Raw genomic sequence first — 12,837 nt, forward strand, 5'->3', positions numbered from 1 at the left:
TAAAACTCTTGTATAACTTGTGTCTAACAGGGGTGAAAACTGTTAGTTGAATGTGCATAACGAGAAACACCTTGAAAATCAAAGAATTACTATATCTGGTGTCATATCTCGTATATGCGACACAATATATAGGTGCTTGACGCTAAAGTAAAGCGCAAAATGTGAAAAAATCACACTCACAAATTGCGCCAATTAACGGTGTTATGAGGGGTAGAGGGGAGGAATGTCGCTGGAGCCCTTATTTCTTCGTTTGGAAGAAACCTGGCGAAAAATTTCGTCAATATCTCCATTGGTTAAACAATCATCAGGGCTATGTTGCTCAGCAGAATAAAGCGCTGACTGAATTTTACTCAATTTTTCAGTTAGCGAAGAATCCTCAATCATTTGCATTAGCGCACCGAGAGATTTTACCTTGGTGTAACCGCAACTGTAAGCCAGTCTTATTAACGCTGCTTCAAGCTGTTGTAGATCTTTTTGGCTGGCTGCAGATTTGCTTGCTTTGATCGCGTCTTTGCTACTTTCCGAGTACTCGCTAGTATTGTGTCCTGAAACTGAGTGAGTATTGGGCTTTTTCCTTAGATAAGCGATCAAAGTTGAAAGCCAGGCTAAAAATAATACTCCGCACGCAACTTGCCACGGTAATAAGTCTTCGCTAACGACCAAACTCTGATTCTGCTCATTTGATGTTTGCTTGGCCGGAGTGGTAACCAGCGTGTTGTTTGTCTGCGCACCTGGTAGTACCTTAAACTTTCTTGCAGGAATTGTTGTGGATTTCTCTGAGTCACTATTGATATCCCACCATTTAACGGTTACTTCCGGAATGGTGATTTCTCCCTCAACCGAAGGGATAACTGCAAATTTTTCTGTTCTTTGGCCTACAATACCTTCGGGGGTTGTATCTCTTTCCTTACTCGGTGTATCTGGATAGAGCTGTATGCCCGGCATTTCCGGCAGTTTAATTTCCGGAAGTTGTGATTCGCTTAAACCATTAACAGTCAGCTTTAAAGTCCAGGTGACAGGCTCACCAACTTTTAGTTCGCCTGTATTTGGCGTCCAGTTTTGAGTAAATGACACCATCTGCGCTGGCATCCATGGGGTAGATGCCTGTGCAGGAATTCCTTTCACGTCTAGCTCAATAGCTTCACTTGTAATACTAACTGGACGGGTTGAGTTAAGGAAAACGCTACGACGATTACGGGTATCGGCAACATCAGCCGTGAAGTTAACCGGGTTGATTTTAATCTTTCCACTTTTTTGCGGGAATATCGCAAACTTTCTTTGATAAACAAAGTAGCGTTTGCCACCGATATCTTTTTCATATTGAACATCTTCACCGAGCTTTTCGACGACTGTATCTGCCGCGACAGGGTCAGTCAGATTGGCATAATGGGTATTAACCGCTCGATAGAGTTTTATCGTGTAGATCACCTGTTGTTGAACGTAAGGAGATTCAACATCAACTGATGTCTCCAGGAAGATGGCTTTCGCCTGACCATCCAGATCTACCTGATTGGACGCGTCTTTGATGAAGAGTTTAACTGGCTGGGTAGATTCACTTCCGACATCGATCGAAGGGATGGTAATTTCTCCCTGTTTCATAGTTTTCAGCTTTATCTTCCAGCCTTTTATCCCGGAAGTTTCACCATTAATAATCTGGGTGTGTTGATATTGACTTGTAGAAACAATTGTAAAGTCACCAGGTATTTGAGATAAGTCGGGTTGACTGTCCAGCTCTCCGTCAGTGCGTATATCCAGGACGAAAGTTTCACCGACCGATATTTCCTGGCGATCAATTGTTCTCGTAACTTTTGCAGACAAGGTGCCTGTAAACACTAAAGCGAAGCAAAAGCATAAAATTTGTTTAAAGTATTTTAATCGCATTACCACAGTTTCTCTTCTTTCTGTTTACGGCCACGACGTTGATATTCGCGATACATTTTTCTTCTTAGCAAACCGCCAGGATCATCCGGAATCTTTTGTAACCAGTGCTCAAGAGCTTGATCTTTTTCCGATTTTTCACGGTCATCTTCCTGCATCTCTGCTTGTTCTTTTTGCTCTTGTTTTTGCTGGTTTTGTTCTTGCTGCTGCTGATTTTGTTGTTCCTTTTCCTGCTCGGATTCCTTTTCCTGCTGATTCTGTTTATCTTGTTCACCTTGTTGTTCGGAGTCTTTTTGATCTTTTTCCTGCTGTTCCTTGTCTTGCTGTTGCTCTTTATTTTCCTGCTGCTGCTTTAGTAGGTCTTCGACAATTTTTTTATTATATAAACCATCTTCATGTTCTGGATTGTTCTTAAGCAGCTCTTCGTAAGTCTTTAGAGATTCTTCCAGCTTATTGGCTTTGGCAAGTGCAGTAGCCTGGTTGTAAAGCGCTTTATCTGATTTTCCCGAAGAAAACTGTTGCGCAGCACTTTCAAACCGGCCTTGTCTAAACTCGGACGTTGCTCGCCATTGTTCATTTTCAAATTTTTGGGCGGCAGTTGAATAGTCGCCTTCACGAAAAGCTGATACGGCCTGTTGGTTATCGGTATACCAGAAGTCTTTCCAGCCTTGGCTCAACTGTTCAGTCAGTGAAGGTGAGGCCGGTGGTTCTGATTGGTTTTCTGATGTTGTTTCAACACCTGTCGCATCACTATTAGAACTTCCAGGGGGACTTTCTGCTGCGTACGAGTTAGAAGAAGGTAATAAGCCGCTGGTCAGCAAAACTAAACAAATTCCGAGCATTGCCTGGCCAGAGTTTCTTAATAGTTTGAAGGTGAATAATAATAGGACAGCCCAGATAAGCCAGTAGCCATCATCAATCCATTTGCTAATTTTTTGTTCTTGCTCATCTGCTGGGTTGTCTTTTTCTGCCTGCCAGTCAATTTGTGATTCAAGGTAGTCAATATCACTTTGATCGGCTGTCATTTTTACAAAACTAGCATCAAGAGGCTCGACAATATCAAGAAGATATTCTACTTCCAGTTTAGGTACAACTATTCCACCTGAACCATCTTTGAGGAATCCATTTTTATTAGGGAGAGGAATAGGAGCTCCTTGCTCGGTGCCAATTGCCAAAATGGAAAGTTGATATCCACTTTGTTCAACCGAATCTACAATGGGATCAACATATTCTTCATCCACGCCGTCAGTAAGCCAGATAATCTGTCCGTTAGAATGTCGTCCGTTTTTAAGAAGGTCTATGGCTTTTTCAATACCTTTGTCTGGTCGACTGCCGAGAACGGGCATAATGGCGGTCGATAAAGTCGGTACCATGTTGGCAATCGTATTTGCATCAGAAGTCAAAGGACTTATAACAAAACCGTCTCCTGCGTAAATTACTAATCCTATAGACCCTTCGTCAGTGCGTTTAAGTAGATCAATTAGTTTAAACTTTGCTCTTTCCAGACGCGAAGGTTTAATGTCGGTCGCATCCATTGACAGTGAAAGGTCCAGAAGAACAACCTGTGCATTCTCTGAGTTGAATACGGGAACTGGCTTTTGTCTGAAAGAAGGACCGCTGACAGCAATGACAAGTATCGTTATTAAGGTCAGTAATAGACCAGAGTTAAGTTTTTGTGCATGACCATTCTGCGCACTGACAGTCAGAAATTTTAATAAATGTGGCGAAATAACACTTTTCCATGCCGACTGTGCTGAAGCTTTTTGTTTAAGAAAATAAACAATTAAAAACACTGCCGGGATCAACAATAGCAGTAGTGGGCGAATAAAGTGAAAATGTTCTAAGTTAACTGACATGTCCACTTCCTCCTGATTTCATTTCCTGGCTATCTAAACTATTTTGGCTAGCTGATACAACTCTATTGCCTGAGTCAGCTTGTACACCAGAAAAATCTTTTTGCTTAGCACTTTGAATAAGAGTGAGCGGTGAACCATAGTTTGAAGAATCAGAGTAATTTTTCCTGGCTGATATAACTGTCAAAGCTCGGAACAGCATTGGAAGAACAAAAATTATTAAAGCTAATAGAGCTGGATAATAATAGAGCTCCTGGACAGGGCGATAGGTTTCAGGCTCGTCTTCGACAGGCTCTAGCTCGTCTAAAATATTATAGATTTGTGCAAGCTCCTGAGTACTTCTTGCGCGAAAATACTTACCACCAGTATAGTTAGCGACCTGTGTTAATGTTTGCTCATCCAGCTCGGCTGAAGGGTTAAATCGAGTTGTTCCGAACAAGAGTGACTGGCGGAAAGCTTCATCAGCCCCGACACCGATAGTATATATTTTTACGCCGGCGTGCTTGGCGAGTTTTGCAGCTTCAATAGGGTCCAGCTCACCCGAGTTATTTCTTCCATCTGTGAGCAAAATTAATACCCGGCTTTGTTCGGGTCTTTCTCTTAGTCTTTTAACTGCAAGACCTATGCCGTCACCAATTGCCGTGCGCGAGGCTCCTGCCAGGCCTATTTCAGTTTCATTAAGCATGTGCGTCACTGTCTTTAAATCAAAAGTCAGTGGCGTTTGCAGGTATGCATTTTCACCGAATAAAACCAGACCAACACGATCTCCTTCACGTTTTTTAAGAAATTCGTTGATAACCGACTTAACAACAACCAGTCGATTAACTGGTTGACCACCGAGTTTAAGGTCTTCTTCTTCCATGCTCCCTGAAACATCAATGCTGAGTAATAAATCTCTTCCACTGATCGGTAGTTTAATGGGTTCATCGATCCATTGCGGTCTGGCTGCCGCTAATACAAGTAATGACCAGGTTAAAAATAACAAAATCTTTGTCAGTAACGCTTTGCCGCTAGCGTGATGGCTAGTTTGAATGGCCTGCCAACTGGCAAAAAGAGGCGTTCTGATTCGAGATACCTGCTGCGGCTGTTTCTTTTGAAGCAGCCAGATTACTAAAGGTATAACAGTCAAGGCTAAGGCGAGTGGATATTTAAGTTCCAGCATAACTAGCTCCTGACTCCATCCGGCGCATTATTCACAACATCCGACTGAGAAGTCCTTGATGCTCCATTTAGAATAATACTTTCTATTATTCCATCCGCTATCTCAAGCATTGAATGCCATTCGTCGATAGCAATTGAATTGTTCGGGCGGTAGTTTGAATCTGTCAGGTGCTCAATTTGTCTTTCACTAAATTGATAATCTGGAGTAATACCGTTTAAGAACTCACCCCATTTTTTGCCAGAAAGAGAGGCGACCGCTTTTCGCTCAAAATGGAGTAACGAGACTCTTTTTAACAAGGCGGAAAGCAGGTTGACGCTTTGATAGTCTGCAGGTGATTTTGTTAAGTTCTCAATTTCTTTCCTGGCTGGCGCCAGCTTAGCTTTAATCTTGTTCTTCTCGAGTTGACGGTATACCAGATATCCTAAGAAGCAAAACAGAAGAAAAATTATTAACCACCAACCCGGGGCAAGTTCAAACTGATTTATTTGTTCCGGGAGATGAATGTCTCTTAACTGATTTAGAGGATTTTCAGCCTGATTCATTGCTGTCCTCCTGTTGAGCTGTTGATACCTCCTGAAGCCGAGTGATGACCAATAGAATATTGTTTAAAATCGGTATCGATCAAAGTGAATACACCCTTGTGGCTCAAGGAGAAATCTTTAATTTGTTCAACTTTTTGTATAAAGTTTTGCTGATACTCTTTTTGCAACTGGCCGTTGCTGGTGTCCAGAAGTCCGTCACTAACTCCGTCAGTTATTCCATAAAGTCCAGCCGGAGGGAGAGCCTGTTCAATCGGGTCGTGAATCAAAATACAGTGAACATCAGCATGTTGCGAAAGTTTGCTCAGGTGTCTCTGACACTTTTCATCAAACAGATAAAAGTCACTTACCAGGTGAATCAGGGTTCCCGGTTTGGCGAGAAATTGTAGTCGTTTCAATGTATCCGCAAATGGATTACCCGAATCTGCGTCATTTTCAGTGGTTTTATCTGGAGTAGACTCAATTCTGGTATCGTCTGCAAATGTTCTGCTGAGTGTCTGTTGATGACTTTCCACAACACGATTAAGTAATCGCATACAGTTTCTGCGATTGCTCGAAGGTTTCATTTCAACATGATGGTCATTTGAAAAAATTAAAGTGCCGAACCGGTCACCATTGGTTAGGGTATTCCACATTAACTGAGCTGCTATTTTACTGGCTAGTATCGATTTGAAGACTGATCGAGTTCCAAAGAACATGCTAGGCATATGGTCCAACACAACGAATACAGGCCTTTCTCTTTCCTCTTTAAATAGTTTGGTGTGAGCATCACCAGTTCTGGCGGTCACTTTCCAGTCGATATTTCGAATATCATCTCCTATCTGGTAGAGGCGAACTTCATCAAAATCCATTCCACGCCCCTTAAAGCGAGAACGAAACCCGCCTACACGGTTGGTTTTTACTCTCGACTCAGGCGCTAACCACTGAATAATAGGTTGTGTTTTGGTTTCTATTAGCTGACCAAGGGTCAGATCAATTCCAAACTTAAAGTCGCCTGGAAGATCTTCATGGCTACTTTGAGCAAACTGATGAGCAGGTTTGGACCAGACAGTCATTCAGGCTATCTCAATTAAGCTAATGGTGTTACTTGAATTAATCTTTCGATCACATCATCACTTGTGATACCTTCTGCTTCTGCTTCATAGGTCAGAATCAGGCGATGACGGAAGATATCAAAAGCCATTTCCTGAATGTCCTCAGGTGTGACGTAATCTCTTTGATTTAGCCAGGCCCGCGCTCGTGCGCAACGATCCAGAGAGATAGTTGCTCGTGGACTTGCACCGTAATCCAGCCAACGATTAAGATCTTTATCCACCTGGGCAGTATTCCGTGTATTGACTACCAACTGAATGACATATTCTTCCAGTTGCGGCGACATATGAATATCTAATACCTGATCGCGAGCTGTAAAGAGATCCTCCTGCATCAGTTCACGATGTTTTGAATCCTCAAACGCCTTGTGTGCCTCTTTTCGTGTAAGTTTTAGAATCCTGGCTTCAGCTTCAGCACTAGGGTAGTCGACTTTGACGTGCATCAGAAATCGGTCGAGCTGAGCTTCAGGTAATGGATAGGTACCTTCCTGCTCAATCGGGTTTTGTGTGGCCATAACCAGGAAGAGGTCAGGTAGTGCATAGGTTTGACTGCCAACCGTGACCTGACGCTCCGCCATAGCTTCCAGAAGCGCTGACTGAACTTTGGCCGGTGCACGATTTATCTCATCAGCAAGTATCAAGTTGTGGAAGAGGGGACCTTTTTCAAAGCGGAAGGTGCCATCTTGTGGGCGGTAAATCTCAGTACCCGTTAGATCCGCCGGTAAAAGGTCTGGGGTAAACTGAATACGGTGGAAGTTACCCTCCAGCCCCTTGGACAGTGCATTAATTGCTCGGGTTTTAGCGAGCCCCGGCGCTCCTTCTACGATTAAGTGGCCATCGGCAAGTAAAGCGATAATCAAGCGATCAACCAGCGCTTCCTGTCCAATGATCTGTTGGCAGAGATCATCCTTCAAGACCGCAAATTTTTCATTGAGAGACAGATTGGTATCATTGTTCGACATAGCTTTAAGCCTTTCATTCATTGTATTTTTAACGTCGGGAAGCATTTTTAACCGATAATACCCCTTATTTCCAGTAGTTAGGCAGATAAAGAGGCAAAAGTTTCCCGTGAAATGCAACAAAATATTAAACCTGTTCAATTGTTGTCCAATCAACAAAAATCGAACAAGGTTATTAAATCGTCGCGACAAGGGAGCTTGCCAGCGTTACAATCGACACTTCCACTAGCGGCTGGATAATACTTCAGAATGCTAGCAATCTCTGCCTTGAAAGGAAATGGCGATGAAGAAAATAAAAAATGAAGGCGCATTATTAAAAAAAGCCGTAGAAATTGGTGAGAAGTATGCCAGAAATCGCGGGTATAAAGGCTTTGGGGCGACAGATTCAGCCAAAGAGAAGATTGAAGCCCTATATCGCTTGTTGGTTCATGACAAACTTATCCAGCCTCTAGCCAAAGACCAGGAGAATCAACTCAATATGAAACATAAACTGGCTTTGTGGATTGCCAAGCAATTACCGGAAGATCATCCTTTGTTGAAATAGGGAGTAATCACACCTATGAAAATTGCTGCCAATAAGGACTTGTGGGCAGACGAGCTCAAGCGCTCGTATGATTACTACGACCCAAAGTTTGATTTTTATTATGACTATTCATATACGTGCAGAGGGTGCGGTTTAGATGAGGTCTGGACTGCACAACAGCAGAAGCACCACTTTGAAGTTCTCAAAAAGTTACGAGGGGTCTCTTCGCTTTGCAATCAATGTTTTCATAAATATAACGCGCTAAAGTCAAGGTTCAGATATTTTAAGGAACAGAGGGAAAAGGAAACAGAAAGTAGCAAGAAAAACGCCCCCTATATTCAGGAATGGATTGATGCTATTCAGGAATACAAGAAGTATACGGATAAATATGATTTGGGGATGGAGCATCGTCTGATTGGATTAACGAAAACAACGGATAATAATTGCACAAAAAACACCAGGCTTTTTGAGTTAATACTACGCAATAAGAATCGTTTCTATAAAATGGCTGACGGGCGGTATCAGCCAATTAACAGGGAGCCACTAGATGCTCTTATGGTCGGTCATGAATATGTAATAGCTAATACTATGATGGCTAATATTCTAAAATCACTGGAAATAATCAACGTCAGTTTTAGTCCGGTAATAATCTTTGAACGATTCAATAGTCGAGAGATAACAGGATTTGAGCGACTGGAAGTAGAGAGGATTGACGATAAAAGGAGTCTGCTTGATACAAGTCTATGCGGTAATCGTTTGCTTCTTTATAAGAATGAGACAGTATTAGTGACCCCTGAGTTAAGGGAACTGATCGAAAGCTCGGAACAACTATTCGAATTTAAAAAGTTTGATTTAAAGCAAAGACGTTGATGGTGGTACTCGGAAAATAATCGATGATAGAAGTCATTTTATTAGCAATCGCACTGAGTATGGATGCATTTGCCGTATCTATCGGTCTTGGTTCAAAACATCTAAAGAAAACCAGAAAGCTTGCAATAACTTCTGCAATCTATTTCGGTCTGTTTCAAGCACTAATGCCATTGTTTGGTTATCTGGGCGGGAAGGGGGTACTTGGCTGGGTTGAAGGTTATGCTAGCTGGATAGCGTTTATTCTTTTATTGTTGGTCGGTGGCAAAATGATTTATGAAGCGCTTACTGAGGGAATTGAAGAAGATATCGCATTGATTACTCATAGAGTGATGCTCATTCTTGCTATTGCCACCAGTATTGATGCTATGGCTGCCGGGTTTACTTTGACCCTTATCGATGTTAATCCGTTTTGGTCTTGTGCGATTATTGGTATCACAACCATGGCGTTCAGTTGGACTGGTGTTTATATCGGCGCAAGGAGTGGTGTCTGGTTGGAAAGTAAGGCTGAATTTCTGGGAGGGGTTGTACTGATATTGATTGGTCTCAAGATATTGGTGTTTTAGATCTAGAAGAAAAAATCGTTGTTTTTGTTCGAATGTATAAAAATTCGAACTGAGAATGAAAGAAGAAATCATGGAATGCTTCGAATTGTTGGTAGAACAAAAATATTTAGAGCATTTTTTCTTCTCTTAAATGAATCGATCACTCCTGTATGGTCTCCAAAGAAAATTGATTTAGTCTCTGCTTAAAGAGGTTTTTAATCTTTGAATAAAATTTGATTTGAAAATGGTTCGATAATTCGTATTTGAATAAGTAAAGTCGATATGTATGGTGAGGGACTGTTTTATTTTTTTGATTGTTGACAAATAGTCATTATCCATTTAGAGCTGTTCCAGAGTAGTTTGAGTGTGAATATAAAACGGGGCTGAAGTCTATGAGTAACTCTAATTAACAGGTTTCTTAAGTTATGTACAAAAATTTGATAGCTTTTTTAATCGCGGCCAATGTTTATTGGGCTAGCTGGTTAGAATATGTAGGGATAATTAAAAGTGAAACATCTTGTGATATTACATATGTACTAACTGTTGATCAGTATTTTAAACGCTTTTTGATTGGCGAGCTTAGTAAAGAGGTACTAAGTGAAGAAATATCAAAAGTAAATATCGATGTTTATAGAGAATATTTTCAGGTTTACTACAAACTGCTAGTGTTGAATAACGAGCTTGATGCTAAAGATTTAAATAACTTAGGTGCACTAAACCTCACTGAGGCAAAGTTACTAAAGTCACTATACCTCGAAGAAAAAGGAAAAGTTAAGGAAGCTATTAATATTTTGTCAGAAATTAATGAACCCTTTCCACAAATATTTAAAGCGTGGATACAGCTAAGGAATAAGATTGACGAGAATGCCGCTATACAAATATTACAATTCTACGTTGAGAATAATAACAGCTTTGCAGCAGCGCTTTTGGGTAATTATTATTCTGTTAAGGGGGAGTTTTTTAAGGCAAACAAACTTCTTATCTTTGCCGAAAATAATGCCGAGTCTTTTGCATACTATCCTTTAGGGGCCAACTATTTTTATGGAAGAGGAGTTATTAAAGATATTAAAAGGGCTGAAGAGCTGCTAGTAAAGGCCAGACTTCATGGAGATTTAAGTAAAGCTTCTTATCTATTAGGTCTAATACATCTTAATTCAGACGAAATTGTAGGTATTAAGCTTTTGGAAGAGTCTAGTATGAATGGAGAAAAAGCTGCTTCCTTTAAGCTTGGTTCTCATTTGTTAAAGAGAATGAAATCAAGAAAAGATTACCATGATGCGGTTTATTACTTAGAAAAAGCAGCTGAATCTGGCGTTGAAGAAGCATATGTTTTGTTGGTTAAGAGCCAGCTAGCAATGTTTCTGACAACAGAAGATAATAGTTACTTAATAAAAGCGAAGGATTATAGAAATCAAGTTGAAGACAAGAATCAGGCTTTGCAAAATCGCTTAAATATCATGATTTCAAAGACCACTCAGGAATACGAACTTAAGCGTAAATAGGCAAGAAATTATCTAAAGGGGAAAGTTAAGGGGACTGAACCTACCCCGATTTGACGGACACTTTTAATCAGAGATTTAACAGTCTCCAAGGAGTGTCCCAATGGTACGAAAACGTAAGCCCTACAAAACTTATCCTCAAGTTACCGGAGTTACCGGGACACCCATCCAAATAAAAACAGATGACCACAGGCGGTCACCCTAAGTAACCGCTAGTTCCACCTTATGTCCAGCCTGAGTTCCATCTCAAAATCAAAAGGGGCAGAGTATTTGATTTTGAGTGTCGCTCTTACATAAGGAAAAGTGAACGCAGATTGCACTAAGTTACAATACTCTAATGCCCGGCAAGTTGTTGTTCCAGCTTGTCTGATTGCTCTGAAAGAGTATTCACAATGTCCTCTAGTTGCTGGTTCGCACTTAATAGTCCATGAGCTGCTCCAGTACTCGATTCGCACAATCTGGCTACAGAGTCTGAACGTTCTGCAACACTTTGAATGAGTCCTGTTTGAGCGCCGATCACTTGAGTCAATTGAGCAATTTGAGAGGTCATATCTGAGACTTTCTGCAATGCATCCAGGACAGATTGTTCGGCACTGTTTACCTGATTATAACCTTGTTCCATATTTTCAGAACTTTTCATCAGCAATTCACCAATCTGATTGGCAGACTCATTACTTTTTATTGATAAACTTCTTACTTCATCCGCAACCACCGCAAATCCACGGCCCGCATCACCGGCTCGGGCTGATTCGATGGCAGCATTTAATGCCAAAAGATTGGTCTGCTCTGCAATACTGGTAATAACCGATACAGAGTCTAGTATATTGCGACTGTGTTCTCTCGTTTGGGTGATAGTTTTAACCGCTTTGTTCATATTGTCATTTGCATTTTCAGCTACTTGTGAAGCTTCTGAAGACAATTGACCAAGAGCACTGAAAAGACTATTGGTTTGCTCAACGCTTTCCAGAGTTTGAGTTATTTGGGATTGCATCTCTCTGGTTAAACTTTGTTGCTCATCTAATTCGTCGGTGATGTGAGTTCCGTGTTGACTATTTTCATGAACCATACTTTGGAGACGACCTTTGAGATCATTTAAGGTGTGTATACCGTCCCTAACTTCATCAACTAGAGAAGAGAGTTGTTCTGTCTGAATTTGTGCTTTGTCGGCGGATTTTTCTGCCGCTTCTTTAAACGCATAGACTTCTTCCAGCGTAATGGCTCGCAGTCTGTGTAAGTAGGCTTGTGCGACCCATATCATAATAAGCGGTAATATATAGCCGGAATAATCATTGATTTTCTGGGCTGAAGAGTCGAGTGGAAAAGCTGCCGGTTGGCCGCCCGAGTGAAAGCTATAAATAAAATAGACAGTCTGTAGCAAACCGGCGAAAAACCAGAAGCTTCCCGAGCGGGCATTGGCGAGCAAATAGGCAAAAACGACTATTCCCGGTATCCAGAAAATATGTGCTGATTGAATGCCGCCCAATTGATAGCTGATATTAAAGCTGTGTACTGACATTCCAAGTATTGCCAGGTTGGCGGTAAGAATAGGATTTCCACCGCTTTTTATAAGGCTAAAGCAAATGAAAAGAATGACAAGCAAAATAGAAGAGGTAGCTACCAGCGCTTGATTTTCCAGCTTTCCCCATTTGATCAGGCTGTAAACACCAACTAGAAAAGCAAAAAATAAGAAGAACACTAAAGCGTTGAATCGCATTTTCTTCTGAGTCGACATCTTGCTGGTATCAGGTAGTAGCCAGTCGAGAAATTGGATTTCCTGCGCCATATCATTACCACATTAATTATTGAATAACTGGTATAAAGTATAGAAAAACATCGGTTTTCTGCCAGTACTCATGGCTTTGGTAATGTCGGTCGCCATGCCGGTCTTAGTTAACCTGCATGGCACAATTATAGTGTGGCA

11 protein-coding genes are annotated in these 12,837 nt (G+C 41.3%); 4 read left to right on the plus strand and 7 right to left on the minus strand.

All coding sequences use genetic code 11. From position 1 onward, the window contains the following. Nucleotides 1–201 precede the first annotated feature (201 nt). The 6 genes from IYN84_RS03765 to IYN84_RS03790 are packed head-to-tail and all read right to left on the minus strand — an operon-like array spanning nt 202 to nt 7,464. A complete protein-coding gene (locus IYN84_RS03765; protein WP_196137824.1) occupies nt 202–1,881 on the minus strand; it encodes a BatD family protein in 1,680 nt (559 codons plus the stop codon). Continuing rightward, nucleotides 1,881–3,734 carry a VWA domain-containing protein gene (locus IYN84_RS03770; RefSeq protein WP_196137825.1) on the minus strand — a complete coding sequence of 618 codons (1,854 nt, stop codon included), beginning with the start codon at nt 3,732–3,734 and terminating at the stop codon, nt 1,881–1,883. The genes IYN84_RS03765 and IYN84_RS03770 overlap by 1 nt, the downstream gene beginning before the upstream one ends. Further along, nucleotides 3,724–4,893: a VWA domain-containing protein gene (locus IYN84_RS03775; protein WP_196137826.1), complete on the minus strand. Its 1,170-nt coding sequence runs from the start codon at nt 4,891–4,893 to the stop codon at nt 3,724–3,726. The genes IYN84_RS03770 and IYN84_RS03775 overlap by 11 nt, the downstream gene beginning before the upstream one ends. Nucleotides 4,894–4,895: 2 nt before the next feature. Further along, nucleotides 4,896–5,435, minus strand: coding sequence for a DUF4381 domain-containing protein (locus IYN84_RS03780; RefSeq protein WP_196137827.1), 540 nt, complete (start codon nt 5,433–5,435; stop codon nt 4,896–4,898). After that, nucleotides 5,432–6,487: a DUF58 domain-containing protein gene (locus tag IYN84_RS03785; RefSeq protein WP_196137828.1), complete on the minus strand. Its 1,056-nt coding sequence runs from the start codon at nt 6,485–6,487 to the stop codon at nt 5,432–5,434. The genes IYN84_RS03780 and IYN84_RS03785 overlap by 4 nt, the downstream gene beginning before the upstream one ends. Before the next feature lie 14 nt (nt 6,488–6,501). Then, nucleotides 6,502–7,464 carry an AAA family ATPase gene (locus IYN84_RS03790; protein WP_371734816.1) on the minus strand — a complete coding sequence of 321 codons (963 nt, stop codon included), beginning with the start codon at nt 7,462–7,464 and terminating at the stop codon, nt 6,502–6,504. Between the two features lie 301 nt (nt 7,465–7,765). Here IYN84_RS03790 and IYN84_RS03795 point away from each other — a divergent pair, with 301 nt between their 5' ends. The 4 genes from IYN84_RS03795 to IYN84_RS03810 all read left to right on the plus strand — a co-directional run bounded on the left by IYN84_RS03795 (nt 7,766) and on the right by IYN84_RS03810 (nt 10,919). After that, a complete protein-coding gene (locus IYN84_RS03795) occupies nt 7,766–8,026 on the plus strand; it encodes a DUF5062 family protein (protein WP_196137829.1) in 261 nt (86 codons plus the stop codon). Nucleotides 8,027–8,041: 15 nt separating this feature from the next. Further along, nucleotides 8,042–8,875, plus strand: a complete 834-nt coding sequence (locus tag IYN84_RS03800; protein ID WP_196137830.1) for a zinc-ribbon domain containing protein — start codon at nt 8,042–8,044, stop codon at nt 8,873–8,875. A gap of 23 nt (nt 8,876–8,898) precedes the next feature. Then, on the plus strand, nt 8,899–9,438 hold the full coding sequence (locus IYN84_RS03805) for a manganese efflux pump MntP family protein (RefSeq protein ID WP_196137831.1): 540 nt from the start codon (nt 8,899–8,901) through the stop codon (nt 9,436–9,438). A gap of 404 nt (nt 9,439–9,842) precedes the next feature. Further along, nucleotides 9,843–10,919, plus strand: a complete 1,077-nt coding sequence (locus IYN84_RS03810; RefSeq protein WP_196137832.1) for a tetratricopeptide repeat protein — start codon at nt 9,843–9,845, stop codon at nt 10,917–10,919. A gap of 331 nt (nt 10,920–11,250) precedes the next feature. On the opposite strand, the gene IYN84_RS03815 is transcribed toward IYN84_RS03810, so the two are convergent. Continuing rightward, nucleotides 11,251–12,699, minus strand: a complete 1,449-nt coding sequence (locus tag IYN84_RS03815) for a methyl-accepting chemotaxis protein (protein WP_196137833.1) — start codon at nt 12,697–12,699, stop codon at nt 11,251–11,253. Nucleotides 12,700–12,837 lie beyond the last annotated feature (138 nt).

Origin of the sequence: Aliikangiella sp. G2MR2-5 (assembly GCF_015687155.1) — a bacterium.
GTDB lineage: Bacteria > Pseudomonadota > Gammaproteobacteria > Enterobacterales > Kangiellaceae > Aliikangiella.

Excerpts from the sequence above, each read along its gene's own strand:
- IYN84_RS03765 (WP_196137824.1), bottom strand. The coding sequence starts at position 1,881 with ATGCGATTAAAATACTTTAAACAAATTTTATGCTTTTGCTTCGCTTTA.
- IYN84_RS03770 (WP_196137825.1), bottom strand. The coding sequence starts at position 3,734 with ATGTCAGTTAACTTAGAACATTTTCACTTTATTCGCCCACTACTGCTA.
- IYN84_RS03775 (WP_196137826.1), bottom strand. The coding sequence starts at position 4,893 with ATGCTGGAACTTAAATATCCACTCGCCTTAGCCTTGACTGTTATACCT.
- IYN84_RS03780 (WP_196137827.1), bottom strand. The coding sequence starts at position 5,435 with ATGAATCAGGCTGAAAATCCTCTAAATCAGTTAAGAGACATTCATCTC.
- IYN84_RS03785 (WP_196137828.1), bottom strand. The coding sequence starts at position 6,487 with ATGACTGTCTGGTCCAAACCTGCTCATCAGTTTGCTCAAAGTAGCCAT.
- IYN84_RS03795 (WP_196137829.1), top strand. The coding sequence starts at position 7,766 with ATGAAGAAAATAAAAAATGAAGGCGCATTATTAAAAAAAGCCGTAGAA.
- IYN84_RS03800 (WP_196137830.1), top strand. The coding sequence starts at position 8,042 with ATGAAAATTGCTGCCAATAAGGACTTGTGGGCAGACGAGCTCAAGCGC.
- IYN84_RS03805 (WP_196137831.1), top strand. The coding sequence starts at position 8,899 with ATGATAGAAGTCATTTTATTAGCAATCGCACTGAGTATGGATGCATTT.
- IYN84_RS03810 (WP_196137832.1), top strand. The coding sequence starts at position 9,843 with ATGTACAAAAATTTGATAGCTTTTTTAATCGCGGCCAATGTTTATTGG.
- IYN84_RS03815 (WP_196137833.1), bottom strand. The coding sequence starts at position 12,699 with ATGGCGCAGGAAATCCAATTTCTCGACTGGCTACTACCTGATACCAGC.